At 72.9% G+C, this 13,661-nt stretch carries 10 protein-coding genes; 5 read left to right on the top strand and 5 right to left on the bottom strand.

Annotation, left to right across the window (positions count from 1 at the left end; genetic code table 11):
- Positions 1–84: 84 nt before the first annotated feature.
- On the bottom strand, positions 85–777 hold the full coding sequence (locus tag AB0N63_RS23690; protein ID WP_365531190.1) for a nitroreductase family protein: 693 nt from the start codon (positions 775–777) through the stop codon (positions 85–87).
- Between the two features lie 136 nt (positions 778–913).
- Here AB0N63_RS23690 and AB0N63_RS23685 point away from each other — a divergent pair, with 136 nt between their 5' ends.
- Positions 914–1,417 carry an Lrp/AsnC family transcriptional regulator gene (locus AB0N63_RS23685; protein ID WP_365531188.1) on the top strand — a complete coding sequence of 168 codons (504 nt, stop codon included), beginning with the start codon at positions 914–916 and terminating at the stop codon, positions 1,415–1,417.
- Positions 1,418–1,429: 12 nt separating this feature from the next.
- Here AB0N63_RS23685 and AB0N63_RS23680 read toward each other — a convergent pair whose 3' ends face one another.
- The 3 genes from AB0N63_RS23680 to AB0N63_RS23670 form a co-directional block, all read right to left on the bottom strand.
- A complete protein-coding gene (locus AB0N63_RS23680) occupies positions 1,430–3,898 on the bottom strand; it encodes a polysaccharide lyase 8 family protein (protein WP_365531186.1) in 2,469 nt (822 codons plus the stop codon).
- A gap of 316 nt (positions 3,899–4,214) precedes the next feature.
- On the bottom strand, positions 4,215–5,282 hold the full coding sequence (locus AB0N63_RS23675; RefSeq protein ID WP_365531184.1) for a substrate-binding domain-containing protein: 1,068 nt from the start codon (positions 5,280–5,282) through the stop codon (positions 4,215–4,217).
- 497 nt (positions 5,283–5,779) lie between these two features.
- Positions 5,780–7,768, bottom strand: coding sequence for a DUF2264 domain-containing protein (locus AB0N63_RS23670; RefSeq protein ID WP_365531182.1), 1,989 nt, complete (start codon positions 7,766–7,768; stop codon positions 5,780–5,782).
- Between the two features lie 302 nt (positions 7,769–8,070).
- On the opposite strand from AB0N63_RS23670, the gene AB0N63_RS23665 reads away from it, so the two are divergent.
- The 4 genes from AB0N63_RS23665 (at position 8,071) to AB0N63_RS23650 (ending at position 12,387) form a co-directional block, all read left to right on the top strand.
- Positions 8,071–9,411, top strand: coding sequence for a sugar ABC transporter substrate-binding protein (locus tag AB0N63_RS23665; protein ID WP_365531180.1), 1,341 nt, complete (start codon positions 8,071–8,073; stop codon positions 9,409–9,411).
- Between the two features lie 98 nt (positions 9,412–9,509).
- On the top strand, positions 9,510–10,385 hold the full coding sequence (locus AB0N63_RS23660) for a sugar ABC transporter permease (protein ID WP_365531311.1): 876 nt from the start codon (positions 9,510–9,512) through the stop codon (positions 10,383–10,385).
- Positions 10,382–11,263 (top strand): carbohydrate ABC transporter permease, encoded by an 882-nt coding sequence (locus AB0N63_RS23655; RefSeq protein WP_365531178.1) that lies wholly within the window; start codon positions 10,382–10,384, stop codon positions 11,261–11,263. Before AB0N63_RS23660 ends, AB0N63_RS23655 begins: the two co-directional genes overlap by 4 nt.
- A 140-nt stretch (positions 11,264–11,403) precedes the next feature.
- Complete coding sequence (locus tag AB0N63_RS23650; RefSeq protein WP_365531309.1) at positions 11,404–12,387, top strand: hydroxyacid dehydrogenase; 984 nt, start codon at positions 11,404–11,406, stop codon at positions 12,385–12,387.
- A gap of 236 nt (positions 12,388–12,623) precedes the next feature.
- Here the strand turns inward: AB0N63_RS23650 and AB0N63_RS23645 are convergent, their stop codons facing one another.
- Positions 12,624–13,568 carry a LysR family transcriptional regulator gene (locus AB0N63_RS23645; RefSeq protein ID WP_365531176.1) on the bottom strand — a complete coding sequence of 315 codons (945 nt, stop codon included), beginning with the start codon at positions 13,566–13,568 and terminating at the stop codon, positions 12,624–12,626.
- Positions 13,569–13,661: the final 93 nt, after the last annotated feature.

Below are 13,661 nucleotides of genomic sequence, written 5' to 3'. Positions count from 1 at the left end.
AGCGCCGGGGTGCAGTCCTCCTCCAGCGACAGACCGGTGGGGGCATGGGGTCGAGTGGGTCGTGGACACCATGGCCCGACGCGCTCACATCGTGAGCCGACCCGGCGGCTCGGCGGTCGCCTCCGCCACCGACTTGCGGGTCAGGTCAGGGACCTCGCAGTCGGCGGCGGCGTAACCGACCGGGAAGAGGATGTACGGCCTTTCGTTGCCGGGGCGTTCGCAGATCTCGGTGAGGAAGCCCATCGGGTTGGGCGTGTGCGTCAGAGTGCTCAGACCCATCGCGTGCAGGGCGGCGATGAAGAAACCGCATGCGATGCCCACGCTCTCGTTGACGTAGTAGTTCTTACGCAGTGAACCGTCCGGCAGCGCGGTGCTCTTCTCCGCGAAACAGACGACGATCCACGGCACCACTTCGAGGAAGCCCTTGTCCGAGGTCGTCTCCAGGCGCGCCAGCGCGGCACGCCACTCGGGCGGCAGCCGCCCGCCCTCGTAGTTGACCCTCTCCTCCTCCTCGGCGGCGACCCGGATCCGGTGCTTGGTCTCGGCGTCGCCGATCACCGCGAACTTCCACGGCTGGAAGTGGGCCCCGGACGGGGCCGTGTTCGCCGCGGCGACGGCCAGGTCGACGCACGCGCGCGGGACCGGCTCGTGGCTGAAGAACCGTACGCTGCGCCGGCGGTCGAGGAATGACACGAAGTCCTTCCCGCGCCGGAGCGTCTCGGCCTCGTCGTACCGCTCGGGCCGGTACGGGACGAACGGATGGGTGTGCTGTCTCACGACTGCTCCTCAGGGGCCGGGGACCGACAGCGTGGGTCCGGAGCAGCCGAATTCGCAACAGACTCCCTGCTCGCTTGTTAATCTGACAGAGAATGCGGCACATGCGTGCCTCTGGGGTGACAGATCGGCAGGTGTGGTGGCGCGCAAGGGACTCGACCCCCTCGACGGCCGGATGCTGCGTCTGCTCCGGGAGCGCCCACGGGAGGGCCTGCTGGAGATCGCCCGCCAACTCGGCGTCGCCCGCGGCACGTTGCAGGCCCGGCTCGACCGGTTGACCGGCGCGGGCGTGGTGACCGGCTATGGTCCGGACGTGGACGTCGCCGCCCTGGGCCACGTGGTCGAGGCGTTCACCACGTTCGAGGTGGACCAGCCGGCCCGCGAGGCCATCGCCGCGCGCCTGCGGGCCGTGCCGCAGATCCTGGAGGCCCGCATCGTGACGGGCCCCGGCGACATCTGGTGCCGTATCGCGGGCCGGAGCAACCAGCATGTGCAGCGGGTGATCGACCACGTCCTCGAAGTGCCGGGCGTCCGCCGCAGCTCGACGGTCATCGCCCTGAGCGCGCTCATCCCGTACCGGGTCCAGCCCCTGGTCGACGAGGTGGCCGGCCTGCCGGGTGGCTCGACCCCAGGTACGGATTGAGGCCGTCCGCGTTCAGGCGGGCCGGACGACGGTCCGCTGGGTGGCGCCGCCCGTCGCGGACAGACCACTGAACGTCAGCCGCAGCACCCGGCCCGTCCCGGCCCGCGCCACCGTCACGGGACGGGAGACCACGGAGCGCACCGGCCGGTGCCAGGTGACGGTGACCTCGTCGCGCAGCCGGGTGGGGTCGGCGACGCACACGACCGCCGTACCGTCCCGCCGTTCCCGTACGACCACGGAGACCGGCGCGTCCGCACTCACCTGCTCGAAACGGCCGGGCGACCAGAAGGCGGCGCCGGTGAAACCCAGCGAGGGCACGTGCACGCCGTGCACGCCGGTCGTCCGGACGCAGGCACGCAGCCAGCGGCCGAGGGACGCCGAACGCCGGGCGGTGGCGGCGGCGGAGGCGCCCGGCAGCAGCACATAGGCGTAGCCGGCGTCCTCCGGCGCGGTGCCGTGGTCCAGCCAGAGGGCGGCGTAGCGGCTGCCGAACCGGTCGGGGAGGCCGGTCATGCTGTTGACGTCGTGCCAGGCCCCGGTGCGCTCCTCGCGCAGCGCCCTGAGGGTGGGCCGCTCGGGGAAGACATAGCCGCCGTGGCCGGCGAGGTGAGCCCACCGCGTCCTCGGGAAGCTGCCCGACCACGGATGGACGGTGGGCTGCGGACGGCCGTCCACGGTGAGGGTGTTGCGGCCGTCGGCGCCCAGGTGCCGGTTCTCCACGACCGTCTCGATCGCGGCGCCGTCCGACGCGGTGATGCCCGACCCCAGGCAGATGACCGCATCCTCCAGGAGGAACCAGGACTTGCGGGCCTCCAGCGTGGACGACAGCCCCTTCAGATGCTGCCCGAGCGCGCTGTAGACGCCGTCACCCGCGCCGCCGACGAAGTCCGCGTCGGGCCGGGCCGCGCCCCACGCACCGCCCTCGCCGTCGGTGAGCCGCTTGGCGCTGACGGTGGTGCCGGGCAGCCGGTACGGGTCGACGGTGGCCCAGAACCGGTCGGAGTACTGGTCGTCGGCGAAGTCCTCGCCCCACCAGTAGAGCATCCCGGAACCCGTGTGCCAGCCGTGCAGGTTCTCGCCGTTGCCGTTCTCGTAATAGGTGATGCGCTTCGACGCCATCGACACCGAGGCGACCCAGCCGGTGCGGCGGTGCACCACACGGTCCATGGCCGGGAAGATCCTGCTGTCGCGGGGCTGGGCCGCGGCGGTCACCGAGTCGTCGTCGAGGACCTGGTTCAGCAGGGCGAGCTTCGCCACCGACAACTGCGGGTCGGTGACCGGCGACCGGTAGGAGGCGCGCTGGATCCAGCCCTTCACCAGGGCGCGCCAGCGGGCGTTCTCGGCCGGTCCGGCCGCCTGTCCCAGGGCGACGATGGAGGCCATGACGGCGTGACCGCGCGTGTGGTCGTCGTTCTGGCCCGCGGCCGCTCCCGGAGGCAGCCCGCGGGAGACGGCGCGTCCCGCGACGCCGTCCATGCACAGGCCGTTGTGCAGGAACGGCGCGTACGCGGCCTCCACGGCGTCGAGGACGACCTGCTTCCCGGTGTCCGTCACCTCCCAGGGCGAGCCACTGAGCAGGGCGAGCAGCCTGCTGAGCCCGTCGATGAGCACCGCCCCGTACGAGCCGGTGTACGGCACATAGGTGTGCTGGATGATCGAGCCGTCCGCGTACAGGCCGTCGCCGGTGGTCACGTACGGGAAGACGGGAGAGATGGCGCTCGACGCCAGGGCGACCTTGGCGGCGTTCTCCCCGAGGATGCCCCGGACGGCCAGCACCCGGCACAGGTCGATGCGGTTGGCGCCGGTGGAGGTACCGCTGTAGGAGGCGACCGACGAGTCGGGGACGAAGGCGTCCACCGCCGCGCAGTAGCGGGCGATCTGCTCCGCGGACAGCCGGTCGTACAGCAGCACCGCCGTGTCGAGCAGCGGTTGCGGGGCGCCGATCTGCCAGCTGTACCAGTTGCCGTACCGGGGCTGCCGCTCGTTGTAGATCCGGGCGTACATGTGGTCCAGGCCCGCGACGACCGTGGCCGCGAGCGCGGGGTCGGCGGTCACCCCCGTGCCGGGCTGGCTCCACGCCTCGGCCATCGCGTACAGCCGCTGGTAGCTGGTCTGGATCGCGCCCGAGAAGGCGTAGGACTCGCTGTCCGTGTCGGGGTCGGGGTCGGCCCAGACCGCGTCCGGCCACAGGGAGCCGTCGGCGGGGGAGAGGGTGTCCGCGTAGCGGGAGGCGGTGTCGCCGATGGCGGCGAGCTTGGTGGCGAACGGCTCACGGGTGGGGGTGACGCCGGTGCCCAGCAGCAGGGTGCGCCAGGTGGCGCGCAGAGCCGCGAAGTCCTCCGCGGCACTGTCGAGTTGTGAGGTGGCGGCGGTGGCGGACGGGGCGGCCTTCGCGGAGTCCGGCACGCCGACCAGGGCGAGCGCGGCGGCGGAGACTCCGGAGGTCTGGAAGAAGGAACGGCGGTCGAGGGGACGGGACATGCGTTTCTCCGATCCCGGGAGGGGGAGTCGCGGGCGGTGGCGCCCCGCAGGAGTGGTGGGGCCTCGGGCCCGGGCGGCGGGCGCAGGACAAGGCGACTCGTTTGTAGCACCATCCGATCGCAACGATCAATAGATCGGTGACGAGTTCGAGCGATCGGAATTCGATCAGATGGCGGAGCATCGGCACCGTGGCGGGCGGTAGCTGCGCCGACGCCCGACTCCGGGCGGGGAACAGGCAGGCGTCAGGCGACGGACACGGGGCCGACAGGCAGGCGCGCGCCGGGCCGGACCGCGGGCGTTCCGCCCGTCGCTCGCCTCAGGCGGACGCCGTCCCGCCGCAGGAGGCGCGCACCTTCAGCTCGGGGAGGAGTTCCAGACGGTGGACCGGCAGGGTGCGACCGTGCCGCAGCCGCCGCAGCAGAAGATCCACGGCGGCGGAGCCGACGGCCCGCTTGGGCGGGGCCACCGCCGTCAACGGCGGTGCGCCGAGGGCCGCGAAAACATCGTCGTAACTGATCAGCGCCAGGTCCTCGGGCACGGACAGGCCCCGCGCGCGCAGCAGCGCCGGGAGCTGGATGGCGTCCTGGTCGTTGTGCACGAGCGCCGCCCGCACGCCCTCCTCGACGGCCTCGGCGAGCTGCCGGGCCACCGATTCGGGAGCCGTCGCGGGGTCGTCGATGTCGATCACCGGCCACGGGGTCAGCCCGAGCGCCCGGCACGCCTCGGGGTAGCCGCTGCGCACCTTCATCGCCGTCCAGGTGTCGCGGCGGGCGGCGAGGACGACGGCGTCGTGGCCGAGCGCGGCCAGATGGCGCAGGGCGAGCAGCACGCCGTGGTGGTGGTCGGAGCTGACGGAGTCGAGTTCCGCGGCGGGGTCGCCGGCCGCGGCCCTGCGCTCCACCAGGACCGTCGGCACCGGCAGGTCCTGGAGCCAGAGCCGGTCCTCGGGCTCGTTCGTGGTCATCCAGTTGGGGGTGAGCATCAGGCCCTCGGCCCCGGACCTGAGCAGTTGCTCCGCCTGGGCCCGGTCGGCGCCCGGGGTGTAGGAGGAGATGCCGAGCACCAGATGCGCCCCGGCGTCGGCGGCCGCGGCGCGCGCCCCGGCGATCACCTCGTCGAAGTACTGGCTTACGGTGTGGCTCACCGTGGGCACGATCAGCCCCAGGGTTCGGGCGTCCGCCGGGGCGGCGGCGCCCGCGTCGGGACGGGAGACGGAACCGTGGGAACGGCGGACGAGACCGGTCTCGGCGAGGGTCGCCACGTCCCGCCGCACGGTGACCGTCGGGAGGTCCAGACGGGCCGCGAGGTCGGTCACCCGCACTGTGCCGAGCTTGCGCACGATCTCGAGGATGCGCGTCCTGCGCTCGTCAGCCGCGATCGACATGACGGTCCCTTCCTGGCCGGTCCGAACTCACCGCGAGTTTATCATTCGATACATCGTTGATCACTGCTCAGACACCCGCCCGACCGCGACCGCTCCCGTCGGCCGCCCTCGCCACCCGACTCGAACTCCCAGACGGGACAAGGGGTTTCCAAACGGCAGGGGGCATCCCGCGGTGCCGCCCGTCCGGCACGCAGGCCGACGGACACGGCCCGTCACCCGATGTCGTTGTGATCGAAATTCGATCGAGTGGTTCATATGTGTTGACGCGGCGAAGTGCCGATCCTAGCTTCTGGCCTCCCGACCCCACGCAGGAGGGCACCGAATGAGCAACCGCAGAAGAGGGAGGACGACCGCCGCCGACTCACCCGCCACCGTCCACCTCGACTGTTCGCAGCCAAACACCCGGCAGGCGGGTACGGCAACGAACCCGCGGCCGCCCGTCGGCCCCGGGCCGCCGCGACGCCCACGCACCGGTCAGCTGTCGCCCACCGCCGCCGTCAGCTCCCGCCCGCCGTCACGGCCACCGCCCCCGCGCGGATCACCGCCTCGGACCGGCCGCCGCCGGGCCAGTGTACGACCAGCCGGTGGCCCGCCTCCGTGCGCCGCACGGCGACCCGGACGGTGGGCGGCTCGTCGGCTTCTGTGTCTGTGCCCGTGCCGGCTTCGGCGCCGCTCAGCCGCAGTACGGAGACGAACACGCACTCCGCGGCCGTGACCGCCCCGGTCAGCGCGGGCACCGCGGCCACCGGCCCGAACGCGGTCCCCGCCTCCGGCGTGACGACCGTCGCGCCGGAGAAGCCGTGCAGGGCCACCGCCTCGGAGACCAGCGGGCGTTCGGCGACCGTGGAACGCCCGTCGACCGGGCCTCCGGCGACTCGTGCCCGTGCCGACGCACCGGTCGCCGACGACTCCAGCGCGTCCCCCGCCACGGCCCACCCGCTGTGCCGCACCGTCGTTCCCACGGCGGCTCCCGTGACCAGGTGTGCGTGGACCTCCAGCGCACCGGCGGCGAACACCAGTGAGGTGACGCGGACCTCGGGCAGTTCGGCGCCTGCGATCCGGGGCCGGTGGGCGGAGGCCGCCCAGTCCGCCCCCGTGCCCAGCGGTGTGATCCGGCCGCGCTCGCTCGCCGCGCCGTCGGCCAGCAACGCGAAGTGGTTGTCGGCGATCTCCCCGAAGACGGGAGCGGTGACCGTGGAGTAGGCGAGCCTCGCGTACAACGGATCGTCCGCCAGCACCTCGTCCGCGGGCTGGTCGTCGCTGCCGTGGTTGTGGACGCGCACCAGCCCGTCCGCCGCGGTGGACTGGAGCAGCCAGCCCGGACCGGCCAACGGGCGCACGGCGTCGCCGCGTTCGACCGGGGCGGGCTCCTCCGCCGCGGTCCACACCGGATGTCCGGGCGGCAGCAGCAGACCGAGGAATCCCTTGCTCGCCCAGTAGGGCGAGGCGGGCCCCGAGTACGGCTGCACCATCGGCGGGCACGGGCCGAACCAGCCGAGGCTGAGCAGACCGTCGGCGGTCGCCTCCTCGCGGTTGAGGAAGTAGCGCAGGGCGCCGGAGGCCAGCCGCCGGGTGGCCCCCGGCGCGAGCGGACTGCGGCCGGTCAGCGCACCGGCCCACAGCGGGACGGCGGAGGCGAACCGGTAGATGAGCGACCGTCCTTGGTGCAGGGGCGCGCCGTCGCCGCCGAAGGTGTGCGCGTACTGCTCCAGGAACTCCGCCAGGCGCGAGCCGTAGCGGTCCAGCGCCCGCCGGTCGTCGGCCAGGTGGGCGTGCAGGACGGGATAGAGGTGGAAGGCCCAGCCGTTGTAGTGGTCGAAGGCGCGCGGGCGGCCGTCGGTGTACCAGCCGCCGCCCACGTACCACCGCTCGATCCGGTCCAGCCCGCGGCGTACGGCCTCCTCCGCGGCCCGCACATGGTGGCCCGTCTCGGTGAGGAAACCGCCCACGGCGACCTGGAACAGCCACCAGTTGTTGTCGACGGGGGTGTGGTCCAGCGCCCCGGCGAGCCAGTCGGCGGCCCGCTCCCGGGCGGTCCGGGGGAGCCGGTCCCACAGCCAGGGCCGGGTCAGCCGGAGGGCGAGCGCGATCGAGGCCGCCTCCACCATGGCCTGGCCCCGGTCGGTGACGGCCGGCCAGGAGACCGGGTCGTGGGCGACCGGCTCCCGCGGCCGTACCGGGGCCCGCGTCCCCGCCTCCAGGCCCTCCGCGTACCGGTCGAGCAGACCCAGCGGGTCGCGCCCGCCGGCGCCCGCGATGCGGAAGGCGGCCATCAGGAACGTACGGGCGTATCCCTCCAGGCCGTCCGAGCGGGCGCCGGACCAGCTCGGGCGCGGGCCGGGCAGGGCGATCAGGGCGTGCCGCGGCCCGGCGTGCCGCAGCGCCGCGGTGAGCAGCCCGTCCGCGGCGGCCTCCCAATGGGCGCGCCCCCAGCCGGTGTACGCGCTGAGGGAGCGGTCCTCGGGCGGGAAGGGGATGCGCGACATGTCGGGCGGCCTCCTTGCTCAGGGAATCATGAATCTAGGAGCCGTCAGATCGTTCGTCAATACGATCCGATCGAATGATACGGAGTACGGGGTCGGGTGTAGGAAACAGTGCTGCAAATGCGGTAATTACGACTCCTACGGTCTGATCGAGTTCGATCGTTCGATCCAATAGTGTTGACTTCGACCTGAGGTGCTCCCAAGATGTGGGCCAGCCGGGGCCCACGGTCCCCGGCGTCCGGCCGGCCCCCTCGCCGGCGCCTCACCGGGCACATCCGATCGTCCCGTTCCCCAGGAGCCGAGCCATGTCCGCTGCCCCCGCACGCAGTCGCACACCCCGGCGCGCCGCCGCCGCGCTCACCGCCGCCGCCCTGTCCCTCACCCTCCTCACCGCCTGCGGCAGCGACGGCAAGAACGGGTCGGCGGGCTCGGGCAAGCCCGTCGACATCACGTTCTGGGGCTGGGCCAAGGGCACCAGGCAGGTGGTGGACGCCTTCAACGCCTCCCACAAGAACATCCACGTCAGCTACGAGGAGATACCCTCCGGCGCGGCCGGCGGCTACGCCAAGCTGTCCAACGCGGCCAAGGCCGGCAACGCCCCCGACGTGTTCAACGTCGAGTACCCGCAGCTGCCGGACTTCGTCAGCCAGGGCGCCGTGAAGGACGTCAGCGAGTACGTCGACGCCGACCTGAAAGCCAAGTACCTCCCGCAGGCGGTGCAGCTGACCACGCTCGGCGGCGCCACGTACGCGCTGCCGCTGGACGCCGCGCCGCAGGTCTTCTACTACCGCAAGGACCTGTTCGCCAAGGCCGGCATCACGGCGGCCCCCAGCACCTGGGAGGAGTTCCGCACTGACGCCGTGAAGGTGAAGAAGGCGGAGCCCGGCAGCCGGATCGCCACCTTCTTCCCCGACGACCCGACCACTTTCGAAGCGATGGCCTGGCAGGCCGACGCGCAGTGGTTCGGCACCTCCGGCGACACCTGGCAGGTGGGCCTCCAGAGCGCCGAGACCAGGAAGGTCGCCGACTACTGGCAGAAGATGATCGACGACGACCTGGTCCGGGTCGAACCGTCGTTCAGCCAGCAGTGGACCGCCTCGCTCCAGAAGGGCCAGACCGCCGGCTACCTCGGCGCGTCCTGGGGCGGCGGCGTGCTCAAGGGCACCCTGCCCGAGGACCAGGGCGGAAAGTGGGCCGTCGCCCCACTGCCCGGCTGGAACGGCGCCGCCAGCGGCATGCTCGGCGGCAGCACCTTCGCCGTCTCCAAGGGCAGCGGCAAGGCGGAGGCCGCCGTCGAGTTCGCCACCTGGGCCACCACCACCGCCGAGGGCATCCGGGCCCGGATCTCCTCCGGCGACTCCTCCACCTACCCGGCCGATCCCGACCTGGTGCCGGTCGCCGCGAAGGCGTTCAAGGCCGAGTTCTACGGCGGCCAGGACGTCTACGCCGTCTACCAGGGCGCCGCGCGGACCATCGGGCAGAGGTGGACCTGGGGCCCGGCCATGGGCGTCACCAACACCACCCTCAAGGACGCCTTCGGCAAGCTCGCCGACCACTCCGGCACCATCGCGCAGGCCCTCGCCGCCGCGCAGAAGGACACCCTCGCCGAGCTCAAGAACCGCGGTCTGAAGGTCTCCGCGTGGTGACCCCGACCGCCCCCACGGCAGCCCGCCCGGTGGACGCCGCGTCCGCCCGCCCCGCCACCGCCCCGCACCGGCGGCGGCGGTACGGGGCGCCCGCCGCACTGCTCGCCCCGTTCCTCGTCCTGTTCACCGGCGCCACACTGGTCCCGATCGGCTACGCCGTCTACCTGAGTCTCTACGCCGAGCACCGCTCCGGCCTCGGCTTCGGCGGCGGCGAGACCGTCTTCACCGGACTCGGCAACTACACCAGGGCGCTGGGCGACGCCGCCTTCCGCGGCGGCTTCGTCAACCTCGCCGAGTACTGCCTGCTGTACATCCCGCTGATGACGCTCCTGGCCCTGGCACTGGCCCTCCTGCTGGACTCCGCCCTGGTCAAGGCCCGCCGCTTCTTCCAGCTCGCGCTGTTCCTGCCGCACGCGGTGCCCGGCACCATCGCCGCCCTGATCTGGGTGTACCTCTACACGCCCGGCATCAGCCCGGTGATCGGCGCGCTCGACTCGACGGGCGCGCCGTCCGACCTGCTGGGCCATCCGCTGGCCGCCGTGGTCAACATGGCGGTGTGGGAGTGGACCGGCTACAACATGGTCATCTTCTTCGCCGCGCTCCAGGCCGTCCCGCGCGAGGTGCTGGAGGCCGCCGTCGTCGACGGCGCCGGGCCGCTGCGCACCGCGCTCAGCATCAAGATCCCCCTGATCCGCTCCTCGCTCGCGGTCGTGGGCCTGTTCACCGTCATCGGCTCACTCCAGCTGTTCACCGAGCCGATGATCCTGCACGGCACCACGCCGAGCGTCGTCTCCGCCTGGTCCCCGAACATGTACGCCTACACCGCGGCCTTCGAACGGCACGACTACGGGCTCGCCGCCGCCTCCTCGGTGCTGCTCGCGCTGGCCGCCGCCGTGCTCTCCTTCGTCGTCACCCGGGCCACCCGCGGCCGGGGCGGGAGCCGGACGAAGCCCGGAACGGAGAGCGCCGTATGACCACCGCCACCGCACGGCCCGGCTCCCGCCGCGCCGCGGGCCGCCCCTGGTCACTGTCCAGGGCCGCCGTCAACGGCGTCCTGGTGCTGGCCACCGCCTACACCCTGCTGCCGCTGGGCTGGCTGCTCACCGCCGCCGCCAAGAACACCGGCGACCTGCTCGGCGGCCGAACCCTCACCCCCTCGACCTGGCACCTCGGCGCCAATCTGCACGCCCTGTTCACCGCCGGCGACGGCGTCTACGTCCGCTGGTACGTCAACTCCCTGCTGTACGCCGGGATCGGCGCCCTGCTGTGCGCGCTGGTGTGCGTCTGCGCCGGGTACGCCTTCCACGTCTACCGCTTCCCCGGCAAGGAACAGCTCTTCGGGCTGGTGCTCCTCGGCGTGCTGGTGCCCACCACCGCGCTCGCCCTGCCGATGTACCTGCTGGCCTCCAAGCTGGGCGTCGTCAACACCTTCTGGGCCGTGTTCGTCCCCAGTCTCGTCAACCCCTTCGGGGTCTATCTGGCGCGGGTCTTCTGCGCCGGATACGTGCCCGGCGAGGTCCTGGAGGCCGCCCGGATGGACGGCGCCGGCGAGCTGCGGACCTTCTGGTCGGTGGGCCTGCCGATGGTGATGCCCGGATTCGTCACGGTGTTCCTGTTCCAGTTCACCGCCATCTGGAACAACTTCTTCCTCCCGCTGGTGATGCTGTCCGACAACCGCCTGTTCCCCCTCAGCCTCGGCCTGTACAGCTGGAACACCCAGACCCACGCCTTCCCCGAGTACTACCCGCTGGTCGTCACCGGCTCCCTGCTCGGCATCGTCCCGCTGGTCGTCGCCTTCGTCGCGCTGCAACGCCACTGGAAGGCCGGCCTCACCGCAGGGAGCGTCAAATGACGTCCGCCCCTGCCGCACCCGCACCGGAGAACCGAGTGACCAACCCCCCGACCGCCCCCGCCGCCCAGCCGGAACCGGCTCCTTCCCCGCAGCCGGACCCGGGTCCCTCCGCGCGGCGGCGGCCCCGCACCCTGCTGGCCATGCACGCCGATCTCGCCGCCCGGCTGATCGACCCCGCCACCCTGGACCGGCTCACCGCGCTCGCCGACCTCGATCCGGGCCTCGTCGTGGACGACTTCACCGACCCGCGGGCGATCGAGGCGCTGCGCGACACCGAGGTCATCGTCAGCAGCTGGGGCTGCCCGCCCCTGGACGAGGACGTGCTCGCCCGGGCGCCCGCGCTGCGCGCCGTCATCCACGCCGCCGGATCGGTCAAGCACCACATCACCGACGCCTGCTGGCGGCGCGGCATCCAGGTCACCTCGGCGGCCTGGGCCAACGCGCTGCCCGTCGCCGAGTACACGGTGGCCGTGATCCTCCTCGCGAACAAGCAACTGCTGCGCATCCGGGAGGACTACCGCACCCGCCGCGGCCTCCCGCACGACTGGCAGGCCGCCTACCCGCACGCCGGCAACTACCGGCGCACGGTGGGCATCGTCGGCGCCTCCCGCATCGGCCGACGCGTCCTGGAGCTGCTGCGCCCGCACGACCTGGAACTGCTGCTGCACGACCCTTACGTCGGCCCGGAGGAGGCGCGCGGCCTCGGCGCCCGCCCGGTCGGCCTGGACGAACTGTGCGCGGCCAGCGACGTGGTGAGCATCCACGCCCCCGAACTGCCCGCTACCCACCACCTGTTGGACCGGCGGCGGCTCGCCCTGATGCGGGACGGGGCGACCCTGGTCAACACCGCCCGGGGCTCCCTCCTCGACCAGGACGCGCTGCTCGCGGAGGTGACCACAGGGCGGTTGAACGCGGTGCTCGACGTCACCGTCCCCGAAGTCCTGCCGCCCGAGTCGCCGTTGTACGACCTGCCCAACGTGCTGGTCACTCCGCACATCGCCGGCTCGCTCGGCGGGGAACTGCACCGGATGGCCGTCGCCGCGGCCGACGAACTCGCCCGCTACACGGCCGGCCTGCCCTTCGCGCACGCCGTCCGGCCGGAGGAGATCTCCCGCTCGGCCTGACCGGGCCGACCTGCCCGGACCGGCAAGGGCACCCGGCCCCCGGCACCGGGCTCAGGGCATCCTCGCAAGACCCTCGGCGACAGCGGCGAGCAGGGCGTCCTTCTCGCCGTCGGCGAGGCGGTCCGCGGCCCAGCGGACGTAGCCGTCGGGACGGATCAGCAGCACGGCTGCGCCGAGGTCGCCCGGCCTCCGGAGGGCCGTACGGGTGAGGGGGCGTGCTCTACGACGGCAGGGCCTTACGCGCCCCACGGATCCACGGCGCGGAGCGGGCCCGGGTACGGCGAGACCCGCGGCCAGTGCGCACGCAGGGTGCGGACCGTCTCGGCGATGGCCGGACGGCGGGCCGCGCCCGCGCGCCACAGGGCGTACAGGCGGCGCACCGGCATCGGGTCGAGCGGCACCTCCACCACCCCGGGCGGCAGCGGGCCCCGGCCCAGGCGGGGGATGAGGGAGATGCCGAGTCCGGCGGCGACCAGGGCGACGAGCGTCGGATTCTCCTCGGCCTGGTGGACGATCTCCGGTTCGTGCCCGGCGGAGCGCAGGGTGCGCACCAGCCAGTCGTGGCACACCCGCCCGGGCGGCTGGCACACCCACCGCTGCCCGCCCAGCTCCTCCCGCCGCACGGCCGTCCGCCCCGCGAAGGGATGCCCCTCGGGGACGATCAGATCGCACGGGTCCTCGCCGATCACGGCCTGCTCCACACCCGCCGGGGCGGGCAGCGGGGCGATGTCCCAGTCGTGCGCGACGACCAGGTCGACGGCGCCCTTGGCCACCAGGTCCACCGACAGATGCGGGTCGACCTCGCTGAGCCGGGTGTCCAGGGCCGGGTGGCGCACCGCGAGGTCCGCCAGTGCGGACGGCATCAGCCCGCGCGCCGCCGACGCGAAGGCGGCGACCGTCAGCCGGCCCGCCGGCACCCCGCGCCGCTCCTCCAGACGTGTCTCCGCCCGCTCCACGAGGGCCAGCAACTCGGCCGCCGTCTCCACCAGTTGGTGCGCCTCGTCGGTGAGCCGCACCCCGCGCCCCTCCCGCTCCAGCAGCACGGTGCGGGTCTCCCGCTCCAGCTTGGCGATCTGCTGGGACACGGCGGAGGGCGTGAAGCCCAGAGCGGCGGCGGCCGCGGCGACGGTGCCGTGCACGGAGACGGCGTGCAGGGCGCGCAGGCGCTGGAGATCGAGCACGGGGGCTCCTCACCGGTTGCAGCAGTTAGCGATGCTTCATCCAACCATGCAGCAATCATCGCTGGTGCTACATGGTCGGCACAGGTGATCCTC

This window comes from Streptomyces sp. NPDC093260 (genome assembly GCF_040683715.1).
Classification (GTDB): Bacteria; Actinomycetota; Actinomycetes; order Streptomycetales; family Streptomycetaceae; genus Streptomyces; species Streptomyces sennicomposti.
This window is presented reverse-complemented; position numbering and strand designations above follow the sequence as displayed.